14 protein-coding genes and 1 riboswitch are annotated in these 16333 nt (G+C 60.6%); of the genes, 7 read left to right on the top strand and 7 right to left on the bottom strand.

Annotated features, from left to right (window positions below):
* Positions 1–30: 30 nt before the first annotated feature.
* Positions 31–669, bottom strand: coding sequence for a glycerol-3-phosphate 1-O-acyltransferase PlsY (plsY, locus tag AC2CGQ_RS14990; RefSeq protein ID WP_004937201.1), 639 nt, complete (start codon positions 667–669; stop codon positions 31–33).
* A 107-nt stretch (positions 670–776) separates the two neighbouring features.
* Here plsY and folB point away from each other — a divergent pair, with 107 nt between their 5' ends.
* Complete coding sequence (folB, locus tag AC2CGQ_RS14985; RefSeq protein ID WP_015379095.1) at positions 777–1136, top strand: bifunctional dihydroneopterin aldolase/7,8-dihydroneopterin epimerase; 360 nt, start codon at positions 777–779, stop codon at positions 1134–1136.
* A gap of 133 nt (positions 1137–1269) precedes the next feature.
* Positions 1270–2094: an undecaprenyl-diphosphate phosphatase gene (gene bacA, locus AC2CGQ_RS14980; RefSeq protein WP_015379094.1), complete on the top strand. Its 825-nt coding sequence runs from the start codon at positions 1270–1272 to the stop codon at positions 2092–2094.
* Between the two features lie 39 nt (positions 2095–2133).
* Here the strand turns inward: bacA and AC2CGQ_RS14975 are convergent, their stop codons facing one another.
* Together AC2CGQ_RS14975 and AC2CGQ_RS14970 are read right to left on the bottom strand one after the other, a co-directional pair.
* A complete protein-coding gene (locus AC2CGQ_RS14975; protein WP_004937206.1) occupies positions 2134–3378 on the bottom strand; it encodes a multifunctional CCA addition/repair protein in 1245 nt (414 codons plus the stop codon).
* A 122-nt stretch (positions 3379–3500) separates the two neighbouring features.
* The gene (locus AC2CGQ_RS14970) at positions 3501–4121 is read right to left on the bottom strand and encodes a TIGR04211 family SH3 domain-containing protein (RefSeq protein ID WP_004937209.1); all 621 of its coding nucleotides are present in this window, start codon (positions 4119–4121) and stop codon (positions 3501–3503) included.
* Positions 4122–4399: 278 nt separating this feature from the next.
* Between AC2CGQ_RS14970 and AC2CGQ_RS14965 the strand changes: the two genes are divergently transcribed.
* From AC2CGQ_RS14965 to hldE, 3 genes are all read left to right on the top strand, one after another.
* A complete protein-coding gene (locus AC2CGQ_RS14965) occupies positions 4400–5707 on the top strand; it encodes a CYTH domain-containing protein (RefSeq protein WP_021505075.1) in 1308 nt (435 codons plus the stop codon).
* A 45-nt stretch (positions 5708–5752) separates the two neighbouring features.
* Positions 5753–8590, top strand: a complete 2838-nt coding sequence (gene glnE, locus AC2CGQ_RS14960) for a bifunctional [glutamate--ammonia ligase]-adenylyl-L-tyrosine phosphorylase/[glutamate--ammonia-ligase] adenylyltransferase (RefSeq protein ID WP_076741002.1) — start codon at positions 5753–5755, stop codon at positions 8588–8590.
* A 77-nt stretch (positions 8591–8667) separates the two neighbouring features.
* Positions 8668–10098: a bifunctional D-glycero-beta-D-manno-heptose-7-phosphate kinase/D-glycero-beta-D-manno-heptose 1-phosphate adenylyltransferase HldE gene (hldE, locus tag AC2CGQ_RS14955; protein ID WP_085337168.1), complete on the top strand. Its 1431-nt coding sequence runs from the start codon at positions 8668–8670 to the stop codon at positions 10096–10098.
* A 51-nt stretch (positions 10099–10149) separates the two neighbouring features.
* On the opposite strand, the gene ubiK is transcribed toward hldE, so the two are convergent.
* Positions 10150–10425, bottom strand: a complete 276-nt coding sequence (gene ubiK, locus AC2CGQ_RS14950; protein ID WP_004937216.1) for a ubiquinone biosynthesis accessory factor UbiK — start codon at positions 10423–10425, stop codon at positions 10150–10152.
* Positions 10426–10570: 145 nt separating this feature from the next.
* A riboswitch (FMN riboswitch) is annotated at positions 10571–10731 on the top strand.
* A 109-nt stretch (positions 10732–10840) separates the two neighbouring features.
* Here ubiK and ribB point away from each other — a divergent pair.
* Positions 10841–11494: a 3,4-dihydroxy-2-butanone-4-phosphate synthase gene (gene ribB / locus AC2CGQ_RS14945; protein ID WP_004937218.1), complete on the top strand. Its 654-nt coding sequence runs from the start codon at positions 10841–10843 to the stop codon at positions 11492–11494.
* 53 nt (positions 11495–11547) lie between these two features.
* Here ribB and AC2CGQ_RS14940 read toward each other — a convergent pair whose 3' ends face one another.
* Positions 11548–13080 carry an alkaline phosphatase gene (locus AC2CGQ_RS14940; protein WP_484593741.1) on the bottom strand — a complete coding sequence of 511 codons (1533 nt, stop codon included), beginning with the start codon at positions 13078–13080 and terminating at the stop codon, positions 11548–11550.
* A gap of 325 nt (positions 13081–13405) precedes the next feature.
* On the opposite strand from AC2CGQ_RS14940, the gene ygiD reads away from it, so the two are divergent.
* Positions 13406–14188: a 4,5-DOPA-extradiol-dioxygenase gene (gene ygiD, locus AC2CGQ_RS14935; protein WP_015379089.1), complete on the top strand. Its 783-nt coding sequence runs from the start codon at positions 13406–13408 to the stop codon at positions 14186–14188.
* A 48-nt stretch (positions 14189–14236) separates the two neighbouring features.
* On the opposite strand, the gene AC2CGQ_RS14930 is transcribed toward ygiD, so the two are convergent.
* Together AC2CGQ_RS14930 and AC2CGQ_RS14925 are read right to left on the bottom strand one after the other, a co-directional pair.
* Complete coding sequence (locus tag AC2CGQ_RS14930) at positions 14237–15397, bottom strand: glutathionylspermidine synthase family protein (protein ID WP_021505070.1); 1161 nt, start codon at positions 15395–15397, stop codon at positions 14237–14239.
* 3 nt (positions 15398–15400) lie between these two features.
* Positions 15401–16063: a DUF1190 family protein gene (locus AC2CGQ_RS14925; RefSeq protein WP_015379087.1), complete on the bottom strand. Its 663-nt coding sequence runs from the start codon at positions 16061–16063 to the stop codon at positions 15401–15403.
* Positions 16064–16333 lie beyond the last annotated feature (270 nt).

Here is a 16333-nt window from a genome sequence, read left to right as displayed (position 1 = left end):
AGCAAAGGGCCGGATTATCCGGCCCTTCTGTTATTCCTCTCTCGGCTGGTCGCCGTTATCCGCGTCGTTTTTCTTCTTGCGGAACTTGCCCCAGATCTTGCCTTCCTGGCCGCGCCACAGGCGCTGAATATTGTCGTGATGCCGCATCAGGATCAGGCAGGAGAGCATCGCTACCGGGAAGGTGAACTGCGGTTTGAACCACCAGACGTAGAACGGGGCGATCAACGCGCTGACGATGGCGCCGAGCGAAGAGTAGCCGCTGAGCAGCACCGTCAACAGCCAGGTGCCGGTCATCAGGCCGGTCAGATCCCAGCCGATAGGCGCGATGGCGCCAAACGCCGTCGCCACGCCTTTACCGCCGCGGAAGTGGAAGAACACCGGATAGATGTGCCCCAGACAGGCGGCGATCGCCGTCAGGCCCAGATACAGCGGCGGCACATCGAGTTTGTAGGCCAGCCAGACCGGCAGCATCCCTTTCAGAATATCGAACACCAGCACCGCCGCCGCCGCCAGCCGGCCGCCGATGCGCAGGACGTTGGTCGCCCCGGGGTTTCCTGAGCCATGTTCACGCGGATCCGGCAGCCTGGCGATCCGGCAAACCAGGATCGCGCTGGAAATCGAGCCGCACAGATACGCGAAGATAATCATGCCAAGCGCGGTAGCACTCATAACGCGGTTCCGTTTAATAATGGTCGTTTTACTCGCAACATCTATGGATAATACGCACATTCCGCTGGAAGTGGTATCCGGCAAGGCCAAAAACAGAGAATGACGTGATGGATATCGTATTTATTGAAGAGCTTACCGTAATTACCACCATTGGCGTTTATGAGTGGGAACAGGGCATTCGTCAGAAGCTGGTGTTCGATATCGAAATGGGCTGGGATAACCGGCCGGCCGCCGCCAGCGACGATGTAAATGACTGTCTGAGCTATGCCGATGTCAGCGACGCCGTGATCCAGCATGTTGAATCGAACCGGTTCGCGCTGGTGGAGCGCGTGGCGGAGGAAATATCCGAAATTTTGCTTCAGCGCTTCAATTCCCCGTGGGTCCGTATTAAGGTCAGCAAACCGGGCGCTGTAGCACATGCCAATCGGGTCGGCGTGATCATTGAGCGCGGCACTCGTCCCGCATGATTTTATGTCATCTGCTTGCAACGAAAGACCGTTAATCTGGTCTTAATCCTGAGAATTGTTTTAGCGGCATTGTCTTTTAAGCACTGCCGCTTTTTTATGTGATGGCCGTTATTTTATGGGGTGAGCGAAGCACATGGCTGACATGCATTCACTGTTTATTGCGTTTGTTCTTGGGGTTGTCGAAGGGTTAACCGAATTTTTGCCGGTTTCTTCCACCGGGCATATGATTATCGTTGGCGAGTGGCTGGGTTTTACCGGCGACAAAGCCAAAACCTTTGAAGTCATCATCCAACTGGGGTCTATCCTGGCCGTGGTGGTGATGTTCTGGCGCCGGTTGTTCGGCCTGATCGGCATCCATTTCGGCGGCAAGCCAGTGGAGCACGAGGGCAAAACCAGCGGCCAACTGAAGCTGGGGCATATCCTGCTGGCGATGATCCCGGCGGTGGTGCTGGGTCTGGTATTCCACGATGTGATTAAATCGCTGTTCGCGCCGAAAAACGTGATGTACGCGTTGGTGGTCGGCGGCCTGCTGTTGCTGGCGGCGGAATGGCTGAAGCCGAAGACACCGAGAGCGGAAGGGCTGGATGACATCACCTACCGCCAGGCGTTCATGATCGGCTGCTTCCAGTGCCTGGCGCTGTGGCCGGGTTTCTCCCGTTCGGGGTCCACTATCGCCGGCGGTATGCTGGTGGGCGTAAACCGCTATGCGGCGTCCGAGTTCTCCTTCATCCTGGCGGTGCCGATGATGATTGGCGCCAGCGGTCTGGATCTGTACAAGAGCCTGCACTTCCTGACCTGGGGCGATCTGCCGATGTTCGCCGTCGGTTTCGTTACTGCCTTCGTGGTGGCGCTGATTGCGATCAAGACCTTCCTGTCGCTGATCAAACGCATCTCGTTCGTGCCGTTTGCCATCTACCGCTTTATCGTGGCGGCCGTGGTTTACATGGTATTCCTGTAAGCCCGATGGCAAGAAAAAACCCCGCTCTGCGGGGTTTTTTTATGCCTGATCGTTGAGGATGGTTTGGTTGAGCTTCCAGTCGGCCAGCGCCTGCTGGCGACGGCGTTTGAGCTCATCGCGGATCGCGGTGCCCTGCAGCCCGCTGGCTACCACCTCTTTAATAGATACCGCGTTCGCCACCTGATACGCCTGGCGCAGATAGTCGCCCTGAGGATAAGGATTCTCCTCAAAGCCGGTGCGGCCGCGCGCGTCCGCTTCGCTGGTCAGGATCATCTGCTCCAGCCTTTGGGGCTTGCGCCAGACGTCGATGGCGTCGAACAGCTTCAGCAGGGTCTCCGGCCGCAGCTTGTTCACGGTGTGGATCAAATCATGGTACTCGGCCACCAGCTTGCTCAGATCGCGCACCGGATTGGGCACCCGCAGCCGTTGGCATAGCGCTTCGACCAGCCGTACGCCCGCCGGGCCGTGGCCGTGGTGATGCGGCCAGAACTCTTTTGGCGTCAATCCTTTGCCGAGGTCATGACACAGGGTGGCGAAGCGCACGTCCACCTCGGGAGTGAGGCGGGCGGCCATCGCCAGCGCCATCAGCGTATGTACGCCGGTGTCGATCTCCGGATGCCATTTGGCGGGGGCCGGCACGCCGAACAGCGCGTCGATTTCCGGGAACAGCACCGCCAGCGCATCGCAGTCGCGCAGCACCTGAAAATAGACCTGCGGGCTCTGGCTTTGCAGCGCCTTTTCGGTTTCCTTCCAGACGCGTTCGGCGGTCAGCGCGGCCAGTTCACCGCTGTGCGCCATCCGGCGCATCAAGGCCAGCGTTTCGTCGGCGATGCGAAAACCCAGATGGGCGAAGCGAGCATTGAATCGCGCCACGCGCAGCACGCGCAGCGGATCCTCGCCGAACGCGTCGGAAACGTGGCGCAGCACGCGCGCCTGCAGATCGGCCACGCCGCCGTAGGGGTCAATCAGTTCCCCTTCGGCGGAACGAGCGATGGCGTTGAGGGTCAGATCGCGCCGCAGCAGATCTTCTTCCAGCGTGACGTCCGGCGCGGCATAGCAGGTAAAACCGGTGTACCCCTGGCCGGATTTGCGCTCGGTGCGCGCCAGCGCGTACTCCTCGTGGGTATCGGGATTGAGGAACACCGGAAAATCTTTGCCGACCTGCTGGTAGCCTAATGCCAGTAGCTCCGCCGGCGTGGCGCCCACCACCACCCAATCATGATCGACCACCGGAATGTTGAGCAGGCTGTCGCGAACGGCGCCGCCGACCAGATAAATCTGCACTGTTGACTCCTGAATATCGTGTAAGGCTCTGTCTATCAGATTACATGAATTGGCCGCGGGATGTCGGCGCCAATGAAAAAGGCGCCCGCAGGCGCCCAAACTCAAACTGAACGATACTGAGATCAGTTCATCCAGCGATTGTTGTTCTTGCGACGCGGGATCAGGTGCGGCAACAGCAGACCCAGCAGCAAACCGACGCCGGCGACGCCGCCGCCGTACATGAACCATTGCAGGATAATGGTGCGCTGCTTGTCGTCGAGCTGCAGGTTAACGGCGTTGACCTTCTTCTGCGCGACCACCAGCTGGTTTTTCAGATCCTGGTTTTCCTTCTGCAGGCTGCTGATGGTGCTGTCGCTGCCTGCGACTTTTTCCTGCATTTCCGCCGTGCGCTGGTTCCAGGTGTTGTCGATGTTGGCGAGCTTGTCGGTCAGGGTTTTCACCTGCTGTTCCAGCTCCGGCACGCGGGTGCGCAGGCTTGGCGTCTGGCTGAGTTGGTCGAGCGGGATCCAGGTGGTGCGGCCTTTCGGATCGCGGATCTGGCCGTAGTTGGTGCTGTCGTTGACGCTCAGCAGGGTCACTTCTTCACCGGCGTTCAGAGTGCCGACAATACGGTACTGATTACCTGGGCCGCTATGGACGTAAGTGCTTAACTCATCGGAGATATAGCGTTTATCTTCGGCATGTGCGGCCCAAGTGATGCTGAAGCTCAGCGCGGCAAGGAAAATCAGGCGTAATTTCTGCATTAGTTCATCGTTTCTGGGTGAATTTATGGAACGATAGTAGAGGGTTCAGTCTGACGACGCAACGCCAAAACCGGAATGAGAACTATCTTACTGTGGCTGATTCTGTGAGTTGCGCAGCGTTTTATAACGTAACAGGTTTTTTCTACAGTTAGCAGGGTTAAGGCGCCGGGAATCGCGGTAAGATAACGGCAACTGTGCGTCAGTGGGCAGCATACGGCGGGCCGAGCGCGCCGCGCTGAAACCGACGCGAATGCGTAACTTATTGGTGTTAAAGAATTATGACCGTTGAAATTGAACTGAAATTCATCGCCGCGCCGCAAGCGGTGGCCGCTCTGCCACACTGGCTCGCCGCCTGGCCGCATCAGCATTCCGCGCCGCAAAAGCTGACCAACATTTACTTCGAAACGGCCGACAACTTCCTGCGCAGTCACGACATGGGGCTGCGCATTCGCGGTTTCGACGATCGCTATGAGATGACCATCAAAACCGCCGGTAAAGTGGTGGGCGGCCTGCACCAGCGCCCGGAATACAATGTCGCTATCGCCGAGCCGCAGCTGGCGTTGGCGCAGTTTCCTGCCGACATCTGGCCGCAGGATTGCGATATCGCGGCGCTGCAGCAGGCGTTGCAACCGCTGTTCCGTACGGATTTCGTGCGTGAGAAGTGGGTGGTTACTTACGGCCAAAGCGAGATAGAGATTGGCCTGGATCAGGGAGAAGTGCGTGCTGGTGGCCTCAGCGAAGCCCTGAGCGAGATAGAACTGGAGCTGCTGAAAGGCAATACCGCCGATCTGCTGGCGTTGGCCGGTGAGCTGGCGGCGCACGACGGGCTGCGTCAGGGCAGCCTGAGCAAGGCGGCGCGCGGTTACCACCTGGCGCAGGGCAATCCGCCGCGTGAGGTGCGCCCGCTGCGGGTGCTGAAGCCGGCGGCGAAGGCGACCGTGGAGCAGGGGATGATCGCCGCCTTCGAGCTGGCGCTCAACCACTGGCAGTACCATGAAGAGCTGTGGCTGCGCGGCGACGCGCAGGCGCGCGCTTCGGTGATTGAGGCGGTTGGCACGATCCGCCAGGCGCTGGTGATCTTCGGCGGCCTGGTGCCGCGCAAGGCCAGTGCCGATCTGCGCGCCCGCCTGACCGAGCTCGAACCGCTGTTGGCGGACAAAACCGCGCAACCGGAGATCCTGTGTTACAGCGCGGTCTACCTGCAATGTAAGTTGGCGCTCACATCATGGCTGGTGCGCGGCGCCTGGCGGCCGTTTATCGACGCCAAAGCGCAGGCCAAGCTGGACGGTTCTTTCAAACGCTTCAGCGACATCATGCTGGGGCGCAGCGGCGCGGAGCTGAAAGAGGCCTTCAGCCGTACGCTGAACGAAGATGAATATCAGGAACAATTGCCGCGCCTGACGCGTCAGATTTCGGCGCTGGTCCTGCTGTCGGGCGCTTACCCCGACGAGCAGACCGGGCCTTATATCGACGCCTGGCGTGAGCTGCAGGCGGCGCTGAGCGAGCGCCGCCAGGGCTGGTATGAAGCCAGCCGCAAACAGGCCTTATCGCATGCGCCATTCTGGTTAAACGGCGCGCTTCGTTAATCCAGCCGGCCCGCCAGCCGCGGGCCGCAGAACGGGTCATACACTATGTCGCCACTTTCAGCCGCGTTACAGGCTCAGGCACAGCAGGTTGTGCAGCGTTTTCAGGAAGTTCACGGCGCGGACTGCGCCTTTAGCGAGCAGGAGCAGTGGGTGCTGGCGTCGAGCGATTTCGTCAGCGACGCGCTGCTCGCCCAGCCGGCCTGGCTGGCGACGCTGCGCGAACAGCCGCCGGCACCCGGCGAGTGGCAACACTATGCCGCCTGGCTCCAGGACGAGCTGGAAGAGGTGCGCGACGAAGCGCAGCTGATGCGTACGCTGCGTCTGTTTCGCCGCGAAACGCTGGTGCGCATCGCCTGGGCGCAGGCGCAGGGGCTGTGTTCGACCGAAGAAACGTTGCTGCAGCTGAGCGGGCTGGCGGAGACGCTGATCGTCAGCGCGCGCGACTGGCTGTACCAAACCTGCTGCCGCGAATGGGGCACGCCGTGCAACGCCGCCGGCGAGCCGCAGCCGCTGTTGATCCTCGGCATGGGTAAGCTGGGCGGCGGCGAACTGAACTTCTCATCGGACATCGATCTGATCTTCGCTTACCCGGAAAATGGTCAAACCCAGGGCGGGCGACGCGAGCTGGACAATGCTCAGTTCTTCACCCGCCTCGGCCAACGGCTGATCAAGGCGTTGGATCAACAGACTATCGATGGCTTCGTCTATCGCGTGGACATGCGGCTGCGGCCGTTCGGCGACAGCGGCCCGTTGGTGATGAGCTTTGCGGCGCTGGAGGATTACTACCAGGAACAGGGGCGCGATTGGGAGCGCTATGCGATGGTGAAGGCGCGCCTGATGGGCGGGGCGGAAGACGCCTACAGCCAGGAGCTGCGCAAAACGCTGCGGCCGTTCGTGTTCCGCCGGTACATCGATTTCAGCGTCATTCAGTCTCTGCGCAACATGAAGGGCATGATCGCCCGTGAAGTGCGGCGGCGCGGCCTGAAGGACAACATCAAGCTGGGCGCCGGCGGCATTCGCGAAATCGAATTCATCACCCAGGTATTCCAACTGATCCGCGGCGGCCGTGAACCGGCGTTGCAGGGGCGTTCACTGCTGCCGACGCTGCAGGCGGTGGGCGAGCTGGGGCTGCTGGAAAGCGAGCAGGTGCGGGCGCTGAGCGCCGCCTACCTGTTCCTGCGGCGGCTGGAGAACCTGCTGCAGGCGATTGGCGATCAGCAAACACAGACGCTGCCGCAGGAGGCGCTCGATCAGGCTCGGTTGGCCTACGGCATGGGGTTGGCGGATTGGCCGGCGCTGATGGCGGCGCTGGACGCGCACATGCAGGCGGTGCGCGCGGTGTTCGACGACCTGATCGGCGACGATAGCCCGGATGTCGGCGAAGATCCCGACTATCAGCACTACCACAGCCTGTGGCAGGACGCGCTGGAGGAGAACGAGCTGGCGCCGCTGACGCCGCACCTCGATGAAGAGGGGCGCCGACAGATGCTGCGCACCATCGCCGATTTCCGCCACGACGTCGACAAGCGCACTATCGGCCCGCGCGGCCGCGACGTGCTCGATCAGCTGATGCCGCGCCTGCTGGCGGAGGTATGCCCGCGCCAGGACGCCCCGACCGCGCTGGTGCGGCTGGCGCAGCTGCTGCTCAGCATCGTCACCCGCACCACCTACCTCGAGTTGCTGGTGGAGTATCACGCGGCGCTCAGCCATCTGATCCGCCTGTGCGCCGCGTCGCCGATGGTCGCCAACCAGCTGTCGCGTTACCCGCTGTTGCTGGACGAGCTGCTGGATCCGGCCACGCTGTATCAGCCGGTGGCGCTGGACGCCTACCGCAGCGAGCTGCGTCAGTACCTGCTGCGGGTGCCGGAAGACGATGAAGAGCAAAAGCTGGAGGCGCTGCGCCAGTTCAAACAGGCGCAGCAGCTGCGCATCGCCGCGGCGGATATCGCCGGCGCGCTGCCGGTGATGAAAGTGAGCGATCACCTGACTTATCTGGCGGAGGCGATCATCGACGCGGTGGTGCAACAGGCCTGGAGCGACATGGTGGCGCGCTACGGCCAACCGACCCATCTGCAGGAGCGCGAAGGGCGCGGTTTTGCGGTGATCGGCTACGGCAAGCTGGGTGGCTGGGAGCTGGGTTACAGTTCCGATCTCGATCTGGTGTTCCTGTTGGATTGCCCGCCGGAGGTGATGACCGACGGCGATCGCTGCATCGACGGCCGCCAGTTCTACCTGCGGCTGGCGCAGCGGGTCATGCATCTGTTCAGCACCCGCACCTCCTCCGGCATTCTGTATGAGGTGGACGCGCGCCTGCGGCCTTCCGGCGCCGCGGGGATGTTGGTCAGCACCGTCGAGGCATTCGCCGACTACCAGCAAAACGAAGCCTGGACCTGGGAGCATCAGGCCCTGGTGCGCGCACGCATCGTGCACGGCGATCCGGCGCTGCATCAGCAGTTCGACGCGATCCGGCGCGAGATCCTGTGCAAAACGCGCGATGCGCAGGTGCTGAAGCGTGAAGTGCGCGAGATGCGCGAAAAGATGCGCAACCATCTCGGCAACAAGCAGCGCGATCTGTTTGATATCAAAACCGATGAGGGCGGCATTACCGACATCGAATTTATCGCCCAATATCTGGTCTTACGCTATGCGCCGGGTGAACCGCGCCTGACGCGTTGGTCGGACAACGTGCGTATCTTCGAGCTGATGGCCAATTACGACATCATGCCGGAAGAGGAGGCGCGTGCGCTGACCCAGGCCTATGTCACCATGCGCGACGAGATCCACCACCTGGCGCTGCAGGAACATTCCGGCAAGGTCGGCAGCGAGCTGTTTGCCGCCGAGCGCGAGCAGGTGCGCGCCAGCTGGGCCAAATGGCTGGATTAATACCTTTTTGCGGGTATTCCGGCGGTCTGTGGTAATATCTGCGCCACTAAAATTTTGTTCTTTTTTGGAGTTATCGGATGAAAGTTACGCTGCCTGATTTTCGCCGCGCCGGTGTGCTGGTGGTCGGTGACGTCATGTTGGATCGCTATTGGTATGGGCCGACCAGCCGCATTTCACCGGAAGCCCCGGTGCCGGTGGTCAAGGTCGATACCATCGAAGAGCGTCCCGGCGGCGCGGCTAACGTGGCGATGAACATCGCTTCGCTGGGCGCCACTTCCCGTCTGGTGGGCCTGACCGGCATCGACGATGCGGCGCGGGCGCTGAGCGCCAAGCTGAATGAAGTCAACGTGCGCTGCGACTTCGTCTCGGTGCCGACCCATCCGACCATTACCAAGCTGCGCGTACTGTCGCGCAACCAGCAACTGATCCGTCTCGACTTCGAAGAAGGCTTCTCCAACGTTGATCCACAGCCGATGCTGGAGCGCATTCAGCAGGCGCTGCCGCAGATCGGCGCGCTGGTGCTGTCCGATTACGCCAAGGGCGCGCTCAGCCAGGTGCAGGGCATGATCCAACTGGCGCGCGCCGCCAAGGTGCCGGTGCTGATCGATCCGAAAGGATCCGATTTCGAGCGCTATCGCGGCGCGACGCTGCTGACGCCGAACCTGTCCGAGTTCGAAGCGGTGGTGGGCCACTGTAAGGATGAAGCGGAACTGGTGGAGCGCGGCATGAAGCTGGTGACGGATTTCGAGCTGTCGGCGCTGCTGGTTACCCGCTCCGAACACGGCATGACGCTGCTGCAGCCTGGCGTTGAGCCGCTGCACTTGCCGACCCAGGCGCAGGAAGTGTTCGATGTGACCGGCGCCGGCGACACCGTGATCGGCGTATTGGCCGCCTCGCTGGCCGCCGGCAATTCGCTGGAAGAGTCCTGTTTCCTGGCCAATGCCGCCGCCGGCGTGGTGGTGGGCAAGCTCGGTACGTCTACCGTGTCGCCGATCGAGCTGGAAAACGCGGTGCGCGGCCGCGCCGAAACCGGCTTTGGCGTGATGACCGAAGCACAGTTGAAAAACGCCGTGGCGCAGGCGCGTCAGCGCGGTGAGAAAGTGGTGATGACCAACGGCATCTTCGACATTCTGCATGCCGGCCACGTCTCCTATCTGGCCAATGCTCGCAAACTGGGCGATCGCCTGATCGTGGCGGTGAACAGCGACGCCTCGACCAAGCGTCTGAAAGGGGAGAAACGCCCGGTCAACGCGCTGGAGAACCGCATGATTGTGCTGGGCGCGCTGGAAGCGGTGGATTGGGTGGTGCCGTTCGAGGAGGACACGCCGCAGCGCTTGATCGCCGACATCTTGCCGGATCTGCTGGTGAAAGGCGGCGATTACAAGCCGGAAGAGATTGCCGGCAGTGCGGAAGTGTGGGCCAACGGCGGCGATGTCAAAGTGCTGAACTTTGAAGACGGCCTGTCGACCACCAACATCATCAAAGCGATCAAAGACGGGCGCGGCTAACGCCGGGCAATCTAAAGAACAAGGGCGCGCGGTGCGCGCCCTTGGCGGGAATTATTCGTCTTCCTGCTTGGCGGCCGGCGCCGCGCTCAGCTTGCTTTCCAGCTCGGCCATGCGCTGCTCCAACAGCGCCAGCTTCTCGCGGGTGCGCAACAGCACCTGAGTCTGCACGTCGAACTCTTCGCGGTTAACCAAATCCAGACGGGTCAGCTGCGACTGCAGCACCTGACGGATTTTTTTCTCAACGTCTTCCCCGAATTCACGAACGCCTTTAGGCATGGACTCATGAACCTGGCGTGCGATTTGTTCGATTTTTTTCGGGTCAATCATGGCGTATCCCTTTCAGAGTTTAATAGCTGCCGCTTAGTGTAATGCGAGTTGCCCGCCGGATAAACCATTAAGCGCATTCGCCGTACGTGGCCGAATTGTGCTTTTGCCAATTGCCCTGTCTACCCATTAGCGTTATAGTCATCTTGCTTATTCTCAGGGCGGGGTGAAAGTCCCCACCGGCGGTAAATCACCTTCTACGGTGAAAGCCCGCGAGCGCTCAGCCAGCCTGTAAAGGCCGGTTAGAGGTCAGCAGATCCGGTGTAATTCCGGGGCCGACGGTTATAGTCCGGATGGGAGAGAGTAACGGTATCTGCCGGGCATGCGCCCGCTTGCGTTATTTTTTTAGCTATTGCTAGCTACTCCTCAAGATCGCCCTGGTTCTGGTAATCCATAATTTTTAATGAGGTTTTTTACCATGAATCAGACGCTACTTTCAGACTTCGGCACGCCAACAGAACGCGTTGAACGCGCGATCGACGCACTGCGCAACGGGCGCGGCGTAATGGTGCTCGATGATGAAAACCGTGAAAACGAAGGTGACATGATCTTCGCCGCGGAAACCATGACCGTTGAGCAGATGGCGCTGACTATTCGCCACGGCAGCGGCATCGTGTGCCTGTGCATCACCGAAGAACGCCGTCAGCAGCTTGAGCTGCCGATGATGGTGACCAACAACTCCAGCCAGTTCCAGACCGCCTTCACCGTGACCATCGAAGCGGCGCAGGGCGTGACCACCGGGGTTTCCGCTTCCGATCGCCTGACCACCATCCGTGCGGCGGTGGCAGACAGCGCCAAGCCGAGCGACCTGAACCGTCCGGGCCACGTGTTCCCGCTGCGCGCGCAGCCGGGCGGCGTGCTGAGCCGCCGCGGCCACACCGAAGCGACCATCGATCTGGTTTCCATGGCCGGTTTCAAACCCGCCGGCGTGCTGTGTGAACTGACCAACGACGATGGCAGCATGGCGCATGCGCCGGAAGTGATTACCTTCGCCAAACAGCACGACATGGTGGTGCTGACCATCGAAGATCTGGTGGCCTACCGCCAGGCGCACGAGAAAAAAGCCAGCTGATCGCCGGCCGCTTTCAACGATAAAAAAGCCGCGTAAAGCGGCTTTTTTTGTGGCTAGCGTTTTGACAGGCGTTCGCCGATGCGGCTGGCGTAATTCATCACATGGAAGGTGTAGTTCTCCTCCACCGTGCCCTGGAACAGATGGGCCCAGGGGCCGATGGCGTAGATGCCGAGATCTTCCCCGCCGTGCGTCTCGCTGTTCAGCGGCACCAGCGCCGGCTGAATAAAGTCGGGCGCGGTGGCCTGTTCCATGGTTAATGCCGGGCGCTCGGTCAGCGGGATCGCGCCGCCGGGGCCGTTGGCGAAGCCGACGGTGGTGTATGGCTTGCCGTCGCTGCCCAGCCGCGGTTTGCCGTCGACGCCGACGGAAATGCCGAGGATAGGATTGCCGCGCTTGGCATAGCCGGCGATGGTCAGCGTGTGGCTGTGATCGCCGGTCACGATCACCAGCGTGTCGTCCAGATTGACCTTGTCGACAATGGTTTTCACCGCTTCGTTCAGCGCGACCGCGTCGCTCAGCGTGCGGTAGGCATTGCCGTTATGGCTGCCGTGATCGACGCGCCCGCCCTCCACCAACAGCAGGTAGCCTTCGGGATTCCTGGACAGAATATCGATGGCCTTGCCGGTCATTTCCGCCAGCGAAGGCTCTCCCGCCGCGTCTTGCCGCCGATCGTGCTCGAAGTTCATGTGCGACGGTTCGAACAGGGCCAACAGGTGGTCGACTTTGGTCGGATCGATTTTGTCGAACTGCGCCTGATTCCAGACGTATTGCCCACGCTCGCCGTAGCGTTGCATCCAGACCTGCGTCAGGTCGCGGCCGTCCTTTCTGGCGCCTTTCTTGCCGGGATATTCCGGATCGCTCACGCTGTCGGGCAGAAAGTTGGCGCGCCCGCCGCCCATCGCTACGTTCAGGCCGTTGCCGTACTTCATTTCCACCAGCTGGCGCGCGATGTCGCGGCAGCCTGCGGCCAGGGCATCCGCCGGCATTTTGGCGTCAGACTCCCAGTCGCGATTGGCGATATGGGCATAGGTGGCGCCCGGCGTGGCGTGGGTAATGGTCGCGGTCGTCACGGCGCCGGTGGACGTGCCGAGCGTTGCGGCCATCTCCCACAGCGTGGTGACGGCCTTGGTTTGCTGATCCTCGCAGTTGTTGAGGGTAGCCGTATGGTTGAGGCCCATCAGATCGTTGATGGTTTTGACGCCGGTGGTCATCGCTACCGCGCTGGGCGCAGAGTCGGTGATTTGGGCGTCGGCGGAATAGGTTTTGGCCGCCGCCAGATAGGGGAACGCTTCCCAGGCCAGCACGTTGGATTCGCCATCCACGCCGCGCTGCTGCCCTTCAAAAATGCGAGCGGCGGTCACGGTGGAAAACCCCATGCCGTCGCCGACCACCAGAATGACGTTTTTGGCGCGGTTGGTGTTTGGCGTTTGCTTCAGCCGCTGTTGCAACTGAGTTTGAGCCTGAAGGAAATAAGGGTCTTCGCGCTGCGTCAGCTGCGCGTTGTCCGCCGCGCCGGCGACTGCCGCCCCGGTGGCCAGCAAGGTCATGGAAAGCGCCAGCTGGGTTGCCAGTGTGAGTCTGAACATGAATTCCTCCTTGGTGAGACGTGATTCCCGTAGCGCCGACGGGCTGCCAACACCCTGTCGACTGAAAGAGGAGTGTATCGACTGCGTTAACAAAAAATACATAAATTGTTCACAAATTAGATCTGTGTGGCAGTAATGCCATAGTATTCACAGAATTTATTAATTAATTGAAAAATATGTATTTTTTAACTTTCTGTTGGCCGGTGCATTTTTGCGCTTTTTAATTCAAATTTATTGAAGATCATCATCACGGTTATCCGGCTGTGTTGCTGCGGCAAAGCGCGTAATGTAACGCCATAGCACAATTTGAACTAAGGATCCCTCTATGAACACCTCTCGTATGCCGGCACTGTTCCTGGGCCACGGTAGCCCGATGAACGTGCTGGAAGACAACCGTTACACCCGGGCATGGCGTGCGTTGGGTGAGTCATTGCCACGCCCGAAGGCGATCGTGGCGGTTTCCGCGCATTGGTATACCCGCGGCACTGCGGTCACCGCGATGGAAAAACCCAAAACCATTCACGACTTTGGCGGGTTCCCGCAGGCGCTGTTTGATACCCGCTATCCGGCGCCGGGCTCTCCCGCGCTGGCCGCGCAGCTGCAGCAAATTCTGGCGCCGGTGCCGGTAACGGCGGATCTCGGCGAGTGGGGATTGGATCACGGCACCTGGGGTGTCCTGATCAAGATGTATCCCGATGCTGACATTCCGGTGGTGCAGCTTAGCCTCGACGGCACGCAGCCGGCGGCCTATCACTATGAGCTGGGCCGCAAACTCGCCGCGCTGCGGGACGAGGGCGTGATGATCGTCGCCAGCGGCAACGTGGTGCACAACCTGCGCATGGTGAAATGGCAGGGCGATACCAGCGCCTACCCGTGGGCGGAATCATTCAATAACTTTGTCCGGGATAACCTGCGTTATCGGGGCGATAACCATCCGCTGGTGGATTTCATGCGCCATGAGGGGGCGGCGCTGTCGAATCCGACGCCGGAACACTATCTGCCGTTGCTGTATGTGCTCGGCAGCTGGGATGGAAAAGAGGCCATCAGCGTGCCGATCGACGGTATCGAAATGGGGGCGCTTAGCATGCTGTCGGTGCAGGTGGGCTAAAGAAAAAACGCCAGTCAGAGACTGGCGTTTTTACCTTCAGTGGAGCGATCAGCCGAGGATGGTGTGCGGATAGAAGCGCGACAGATCCTGCGTGATCAGTTCGCGATCTTCGCGCAGGCCGATGCCGCAAGGTTGATCGTTCACCAGCCAGCTGCCGATCAGCGTGTAGCTGTCTTCGAACTTCGGCAGCGGATGGAACTGCTGCACGATCATGCCTTCTTCGCCGTACGGCCCATCGACGCGCGCCACTTCCTGACCGTTTTCGACGATCTGGATATTGGCGCCTTCGCGCGAGAACAGCGGTTTGGTGACGTAATGATCCATCGGCGGATGATCGTCTTGCGCGAAATAAGCCGGCAGCAGGTTAGGGTGGTTCGGGAACATTTCCCACAGCAGCGGCAGCAGCGCCTTGTTGGAGATGATGCTTTTCCAGGCCGGCTCCAGCCAGCGCACGCCGGCGTCTTCCAGCTTGGTGGAGAACATCTCGCGCAGCATGAATTCCCACGGATAGAGCTTGAACAGGTTACCGATCACCTGATCCTGCAGATCGGTGAATTGACCTTTCTCGCCAAGGCCAATCTCTTCCATGAACAGGAACTCGGTCGGCAGACCGGCTTCCTGCGCGCAGTCCTGCAGATATTGCACCGTGCCGCGATCTTCTTCGCTGTCCTGGCAGCAGGCTAGATGCAACAGGCCGAAGCCGTGATGCGCTTTCAGCTCGGCGAAACGCTCGATCAGCTTCTCCTGCAGGCTGTTGTACTGATCCGATTGCGGATCCAGCTTGCCGGCATTGATCTGATCTTCCAGCCACAGCCACTGGAAGAAGGCCGCTTCATACAGCGAGGTCGGCGTATCGGCGTTGTTCTCCAGCAGCTTCGGCGGGTTGACGCCGTCGTAGGCCAGATCGAGACGCGAATACAGCGACGGCTGGTTGGTGCGCCAGGAGCTGCGCACGAACTCCCAGGTGTGTTTCGGGATGCAGAACTTGGCCATCAGCTCGTCGCTGCCGACCACTTTCTCCACCACCTGCAGGCACATCTGATGCAGCTCGGCGGTGGCGCTTTCGATCTCTTCAATCTGCGCCAGCGTGAACTGGTAATAGGCGTCTTCACACCAGTACGGCTCGCCGTACATGGTGTGGAAACGAAAACCGAACTCGGTCGCTTTTTCACGCCAGTCCGGGCGCTCAGTAATAGCAATACGTTTCATGCATCAACCGCCCATGCTGCGAGAGCCGGAGTTGGAGGTGGCGCTGCTGCGCTGCATGCTGGTCTGCTTGGCCACGGTCTCGCCGAAACCGCCGCGGGTAACGGTATTGGTGACCGCAGGCTTCGGCGCCATGGCAGTTTTCGGCACCGTCATGGTGCGGCCGCCGGCGGTGGCCGGGCCGTAGCTCTTGCCGCTGGCGTCGACAAACTTGCCGTTCGCCGGGCTGGCGGCATTCTTGGAGGTGAACAGCGGCTGCTGCGCGAAGCCGGAACCGCCCATCAGGCGGCCCATCATGTAGCCCGCCATCAGCGGCATCCAGAAGCTGCCGCTGCTTTGTGACTCCGCCGCCATGCCGGCCTGTGCCGGAGCCTGGGTACACTGCGCTTCGCCGAACTCGGCGACGCAGTCTTCGCGAGTGGCGTATTTCGGCGCGGTTTTCGCCGCTTCTTTCAGGGCATTGTTGTAGGAGGTGGTGCACTGCTCGCTCATCGAAGGATTGGCGCGCGAACAGTCATCGGCATTCTGATACAGGGAGACCGTTTCATCGCTCTTCTCGCAGCCGGCCAGCATAAAGACGGCGCTGATCGCCAAGGCCACGGGCGCGACACGGTAGCTGCGCCAGGATTTGCGGAACGTCTCTTGGTTGATGTTTTTTGTCCGTTTCATCGTTATCAATCCCATCATGCGGGCTGTTTTCGCCCTTTCCCAGTAGTGGCGCTAAGGATAGGGGAAACATGGTCAAAATTAAAGCTGAAACGCCCGCAGAATCCACTCTTTACGCAGTTATACGTTGGGGTGTGCGCCAGTTCGCTTTCGCGGCGAAAAAACGCGCGTTAGCGTTTCATCATGAAACGTTGTCGCTATGATGATGTTCCATAATGGAACAAAAATCGCGTGACTCGCCAGGCGGGCGGCAGGCGCTCATAGTCGAAGCAC

Source organism: Serratia sp. DFXYC6, assembly GCF_057196085.1.
Note: the sequence above shows the minus strand (reverse complement) of the source record. Positions and strands in the feature narration are given on the sequence as shown.